General features: G+C 62.6%; 5 protein-coding genes and 1 tRNA gene. 3 read left to right on the forward strand and 3 right to left on the reverse strand.

Annotation, left to right across the window (positions count from 1 at the left end; all coding sequences use genetic code 11):
• Positions 1–505: 505 nt before the first annotated feature.
• The 3 genes from B1C78_RS14635 to B1C78_RS14645 all read right to left on the reverse strand — a co-directional run bounded on the left by B1C78_RS14635 (position 506) and on the right by B1C78_RS14645 (position 2,492).
• Entirely contained in the window at positions 506–1,810 is a 1,305-nt protein-coding gene (locus B1C78_RS14635) for a site-specific integrase (RefSeq protein WP_077279905.1), read from the reverse strand.
• Positions 1,811–1,946: 136 nt separating this feature from the next.
• A tRNA-Ser gene (locus B1C78_RS14640) sits at positions 1,947–2,037 on the reverse strand.
• Between the two features lie 119 nt (positions 2,038–2,156).
• Positions 2,157–2,492 (reverse strand): DUF1820 family protein, encoded by a 336-nt coding sequence (locus tag B1C78_RS14645; RefSeq protein ID WP_077279906.1) that lies wholly within the window; start codon positions 2,490–2,492, stop codon positions 2,157–2,159.
• Between the two features lie 191 nt (positions 2,493–2,683).
• Here B1C78_RS14645 and B1C78_RS14650 point away from each other — a divergent pair, with 191 nt between their 5' ends.
• The 3 genes from B1C78_RS14650 to arsS form a co-directional block, all read left to right on the forward strand.
• Positions 2,684–3,547 (forward strand): diiron oxygenase, encoded by an 864-nt coding sequence (locus tag B1C78_RS14650; RefSeq protein WP_077279907.1) that lies wholly within the window; start codon positions 2,684–2,686, stop codon positions 3,545–3,547.
• A 116-nt stretch (positions 3,548–3,663) separates the two neighbouring features.
• Positions 3,664–5,106, forward strand: coding sequence for a dihydrolipoyl dehydrogenase family protein (locus B1C78_RS14655; RefSeq protein WP_077279917.1), 1,443 nt, complete (start codon positions 3,664–3,666; stop codon positions 5,104–5,106).
• Between the two features lie 34 nt (positions 5,107–5,140).
• A partial coding sequence (gene arsS / locus B1C78_RS14660) for an arsenosugar biosynthesis radical SAM (seleno)protein ArsS (protein ID WP_077279908.1) occupies positions 5,141–6,000 on the forward strand: 860 nt, incomplete at its 3' end.

Genomic DNA, 6,000 nt, shown 5'->3' on the forward strand with positions numbered 1-6,000 from the left:
GGCGCATGTTTGCGCACCTCCTCCATCAATCCATTTCTCCGTGCGGCATCTGCGGCATTTCGGTCAAGCTGCGCCCAGGCAGTGAAGTCCCCAACTCGGCGACAGCGTTTGAGGTAGTACTCGAGATCATCTGAAGGATGGAACTCAAGGACATAGCCGCAACCCAATCGCTCCGCGACTCGTTTGAGTCGGCCTTCTCTGCGCAGCAGTTCGCACCAATGTTGTGCCGACTTCCACATATCCGTCAGATTCTTGACACCTTTTTCGCGGAATCCCTGCACGAATTCGTCATCGGTCATGGCTTTCAAGCCGCCGTTTTCGAGTTTGGGTTTCCAGCCCAGTCGGGTAGCCACTTGGCGCTGGAGCCCCAACGTAGCAGCTCGGTTGTAAGAACTCCTGGAGCTGGCGGCCCACTCGGTCAAAGAGTTGACCCCGAGTTCACGCACGTGATCGCACCATTGGTCCATGGTCCATTCCCGATATACCGAAGCAGGTACTCGCATGACTAGTCCTCCGCTACGTACGCGATACGCGGCAACGCGATCGAGAAATTAATGCGTGACACAGCATCTACGAGAACAGAGATAGGAACGTGGCCATACCCGCGCCCCACCGAGGAAGAGACATGACCGGTTAGCGCGTCATGCACCTCTTCGCTCAATCCCGCTTCGCGGCAAAGGGTCTTGAAGGTATGGCGAAAGCTATGGAAAACGACGCGGCGATCCGCTATGGCGCAGCCACGATGGCTTCGCAGGTAACGTGCGAACCATTTGCTGAGGTTTCCACCTCTGCGACCGTCATGATCTGGTTCCAGAGCCGGGAACAACCACTCGTGCCCCACCTCTGTGAGCGTTTCGTGGTAGTCGAGCAGGCCGCAGCGGATGAGTTCGGGGTGGAGTGGAATCGTTCGACGCGAGCCGGTCGTCTTGAGTCGTTGTCCCTCAGCGTCATCAGAGATCCGCATGAGTGCCCCATGGGTGGGATCTATGACAAGATCGTCTGACCTGAGCTGACAGATCTCCTCGAGTCGTGCTCCTGTCGCAAGCGCGATAAGGGGCACCCATGCGCAAGCCTCCCCTCCGCCACCGAGATCCCGCCGCCGCTGGGAGTAGACGGGAGACGTGAAGATCTTGGATAGCTCGGTCTGAGTGAATGCGCGCCGGCTAACTGTCTCGACCTTCGGTTTGGGTATCTTCAGGCCTCGTGCGACATTCTGGGGTAGCTCACCGGCATCGTAGGCCGTTTGCAGCAGCGTACTGATGAACCCAATGCGCTTTGAAACCGTCGCCCGCGCCTTTCGCGCAGCAATGAGTTTGTCCCGATACGCCGCGATGTCAGTGCGATCAAGATCACCGGGTGCCTTGCGAATCGTTTTCTTGAAGTGGTCAACAACCGATGACATCTCCCGATATGTGCTAGCAGCACACTCAGGATGCAGTTGCCGCCAATAGGCCAATAACCCATCGAATGACGCGGGTTTGGGCCCGTCTCCGCCCAGGGGCTTTCTGGACCCAGATGAACCAGTGGGGTCACCAGCGGCCGGTGATGCGTCCACGGCGCAGCCCTGCGCCAAGTACGCCGACATGGGTATCTGGATCGCCTCAGCCGATGGGATCGAACCGACCCGTGGCGTATCAAGGGCGAACTGGGTAAGCCAATGACTAGCAAGCTTATACGCGAGAGCCTGGGCGGCCCGGCGGTCGTTCGTTTGGAGGTTCTGGCGGATCAGAGCGCCATACCGAGGCACCAAGTGCTTTGGTACGCGGATCTGGAACCAAAATGACCCGTGGTGGGGGAGCAGATAAGGCATCGCAGCATCTCCTGAATGGATTGATGCTGCGGGTGTGCCTCCAGAAAAGAAAAACGCCGGGATGTAACACCATTACCCGGCGTCCTCCTTCGAAAAACCCTAAGTATTACAATTTCTTAGGGCCTTTTGGTGTTATTGGCGGAGAGGGAGGGATTCGAACCCTCGATACGGGGTTACCGTATACACACTTTCCAGGCGTGCGCCTTCGACCGCTCGGCCACCTCTCCAATGGAAGATCCGCCGTGTCCAGGCGGCTGCCCGATGCGCCGTGGCGCGCGGACAAGGGGCGGAAGGTTACCCCAGAAGCGCGCTACTGTAAATGCGGTCAATGCCGGCCCTGCGGGGCTCAGCGACCCCCGGGGCCGCCGGCGGGAGGATAGACCGGGGGAAACGGGGTGACCTTGTCTCCGAGCTCGTGGATTCGGGCCGGGCCCTCCTTCTCCACCTCGTCGATGCGGATGATCGCGTGCATGGGCACGAAGCTGCGCCGCACGGACTGAAATTCGCCCTTGAGCCGTTCCTCGCCCGGGTCCACGACCACGCTGCTGCGCTCTCCGAAGATCAGCTGCTCGATGACCACGAAACCGTAGAGTTCGCCCTGGTAGACCTTCTGGGCGAACACCTCGTAGACCTTGCCCTGATTGATGAACGTGATTCTGTAGATGTTTTTCTTTCGGCTCATGTCTGCCCCGATGCGGCGGTTGCGCGCTCACCCTTTCATTGTATCCTAGGAGCCTGCCGGACTNNAGTCCGACAGGCTCCTAGGGTGACGAGCCGCTATCATTCAAACGCTAATTAAGCAGTTGCTGAAATGCCCTGAATGCCTGTCGATTGTTGGGGCAGGCCGCCCACCCTTCAAGTCCCGGGCCGACGATGACTCAGCCATCTCCCGAACTGCTGGAACAACTGAGCCGCAACAGCACGCCTTACCTGGACCCCCTGGCCCGGGTCAACTGGGACGCCCTCACCCTGGAGAGCTTCTGGCTTCCCGAGCGCGCCCTGTCGCTCTACGGTCGGGAGGAGTACCGCGAGCTGCCCCTGGATCGTCGCCAGGCACTGTCGCAATACGAGTTCATCAATTTCATTGAGGGCGCCCTGTGGCTCGAGAGCCTGTTCATGGAGCGCATCAGCCGGTCCATGGGCCGTCTGGACATGGACCTTCCCTGCGCCACGTATCGGCTCCATGAGCTGCGCGAGGAGGCGGGCCACAGCCTGATGTTCCTTGAACTGATGCGCCGTTCGCGGCTGCCGATGCCACGCACACGTTTCCGGCGCTTCAACCTGGCCAACCTGCTCGGCCGCTTCGCGCCCTATGACTCTTCAGCCTTCTGGATTGCCGTGCTCATCGGCGAGGAAGTCCCGGACCGCATGAACCGGCTGATCCGCAAACATCGCGACGAGATCTGCCCCGCCGTACACGACATGATCACGGTGCATGTGATCGACGAGGCGCGCCACATCGCCCATGCCAGGGAGACCCTGGGCAGCGCCGTGGCGCGGCTTTCGCCGTTGCGTCGCGCCATCTACCGACCGGTGATGAACACCGTCTTCCGCCAGTTCGTCAACGCCTTTTACTTCCCGCCCCCCCGGGTTTACGAACTGGCCGGCCTGTCCGACGGCAGGCACTGGGCACGGCTGGCGCGCGGCAACCCGGAACGCATCCGTTTCGTGGACCAGTGCGTGGCCTCGGCGCTGCACGTACTCGAGGAGCACGGACTCAAGTTGAGTTGGCGATGACGGGGGACCGTCGGGATTCAATACTCAAAATTCAAGATTCAAGATTCAAGATTCAAGGGACCGACTCTGTTGCCCGGTCCGCTGCCTGAATCCGGATGCAGGGAATTGGCGTATTCATGACCATGAAATACCAAAGGTCTTGTGATCCGGAACTGGTGATCATCGGCGGCGGACCCGGCGGGCTGGTGGTGGCAAGCGTCGCGGGGCAGCTTGGTATTCGCACCACGCTCATCGAACGCGGACCCGAACTGGGCGGGGACTGTCTGCACACGGGTTGTGTGCCCAGCAAGACGCTGATCCACACGGCGAAGGTGGCCTCGCTCATGCGCCGCGCCGCGGAGTTCGGGCTGCCGGCAGTCGGGCCTGAGGTGAACTTCGCTGCGGTCATGGACCGCGTCCGGTCCGTCGTCGACACCATCCAGGCCCATGACGACCCGGAGCGTTTCCGCGGGTACGGGGTGGACGTCGTTTTCGGCGAGGCGCGTTTCATCGGTCCCCGCGAGCTCATGGTGAATGACCGGCGCATCCGAGGGCGACGCTTCGTCATCGCCACGGGTTCGCGGCCGTCCGTGCCGCCGGTTCCCGGCCTCGAGGAGGCCGGCTACCTCACCAGCGACACGATCTGGTCCCTGCGCGAATTGCCGCGGCGGCTGGCGGTGCTCGGTGCGGGGCCGATCGGGCTGGAACTGGCCCAGGCATTTGCGCGGCTCGGCAGCGAGGTCACCCTGCTGGAGATGGCGCCGCGCCTGCTGCCCGCCGAGGATGCGGAGATTGCGCAGATGCTGCAGGGACACCTGGCGCACGAAGGGATTCGCATCATGACCGGGGTCGAGGTGACGCGGGTTTCGCGGGACGCAAGCGCGGTATCCCTGCATGTCAGGGACGGCGAGAACACCATGACCGCCGAGGCGGACACCCTGTTGGTGGCGGCGGGCCGGCGTCCCGACCTGGAGGCCCTGAACCTGGACGCCGCAGGCGTCGAGCACACCCGCACGGGCATCACCGTGGACAACCGGTTGCGCACCAGCGCCAGGCACATCTTCGCCTGCGGTGATTGCTGCGGTCCCTGGCCGTTCACCCACATGGCCGAGTACCAGGCGGGCATCGTCATCAGCAACGCGGTGTTCCGCCTGCCGCGCCGTGCCGATTACCGGGTGGTGCCGCGAGTGACCTACTGCGATCCGGAGCTGGCACGCGTCGGACTGAGCGAGACAGAGGCACGGGAACAGGGTATCGACGTGCAGGTCCTGCGCTTTCCCTTCGGCCAGGTGGACCGTGCGCTCACGGAGGGCGAAACCACCGGCGAGGCGCGGCTGGTGGTGCGCAAGGGGCGCCTGCTGGGCGCCACGCTGCTCGGCCCCCATGCGGGCGAACTCATCCACGAGCTGGTGCTCGCCATGAAGGCCCGGATCCCGATCAGCCGGATCTCCTCCACCATCCACGCCTACCCGACGCTGGCACAAATCCATCGCCGTGCGGTCAACACTCTGTACGGACCAAGGTTGTTCAGTGCACGAACCCGCGGGCTGGTACGCTGGATACAACGGCTGATACCGTAGCCCCACCCAGGACCACTAAGGAGCCCACTAACTCATGTCCTCCACGCAACCCCTGATTCCCCTGGACAACACGGTGTTTCCCGCCATTCAACGCTCGCGGCTGGAGACGCTGCAGGTAAACCTGGGCTACAAGTGCAATCAGACCTGCTTCCACTGCCACGTCAATGCAGGCCCCAACCGGCGCGAGGTAATGGCGCGCAAGACCGTGGATCTGGTGCTCGACTATCTGCGCGCCAGGCGCGCGGACACGCTGGACCTCACCGGCGGCGCACCGGAACTGAACCCCCATTTCCGATACCTGGTGACCGAGGCGCGCAAGCTCGGTGTCCGGGTCATGGATCGCTGCAATCTCACCATCCTGGAACAGCCCGGCCACGAGGACCTGGCTGCCTTCCTGGCGGAGCAGCGTGTGGACGTGGTAGCCTCACTGCCCTGTTACCTGGAACAGAACGTGGACGCCCAGCGCGGCGACGGCGTGTTCCGCGAGAGCATCCGCGGGCTGCACCAGCTCAACGCCCTGGGATACGGCAAACCGGACACGGGTCTGACCCTCGACCTGGTATACAACCCCCAGGGGCCCAGCCTGCCACCGCCCCAGGGGCCACTGGAGGCGGATTACAAGCGCCACCTGGAGGCCGAGTACGGGGTGGTGTTCAACAGCCTCTACACCATCGCCAACATGCCCATCCATCGCTTCGCGAAGCAGCTCCGCAAGGAAGGAAAACTCGACGAATACATGGCGCTGCTGAAGGACTCGCACCGCGACGAGAACCTCGCCTCGGTCATGTGTCGAACCCTGGTCAGCGTCGACTGGCAAGGCTATCTCTACGACTGCGACTTCAACCAGATGCTGCGCATCCCGCTGGGCGGCGGCGCCGGCCGCACGCACCTGCG

It is taken from the genome of Thioalkalivibrio denitrificans, assembly GCF_002000365.1.
GTDB classification, from domain to species: Bacteria; Pseudomonadota; Gammaproteobacteria; order Ectothiorhodospirales; family Ectothiorhodospiraceae; genus Thioalkalivibrio_A; species Thioalkalivibrio_A denitrificans.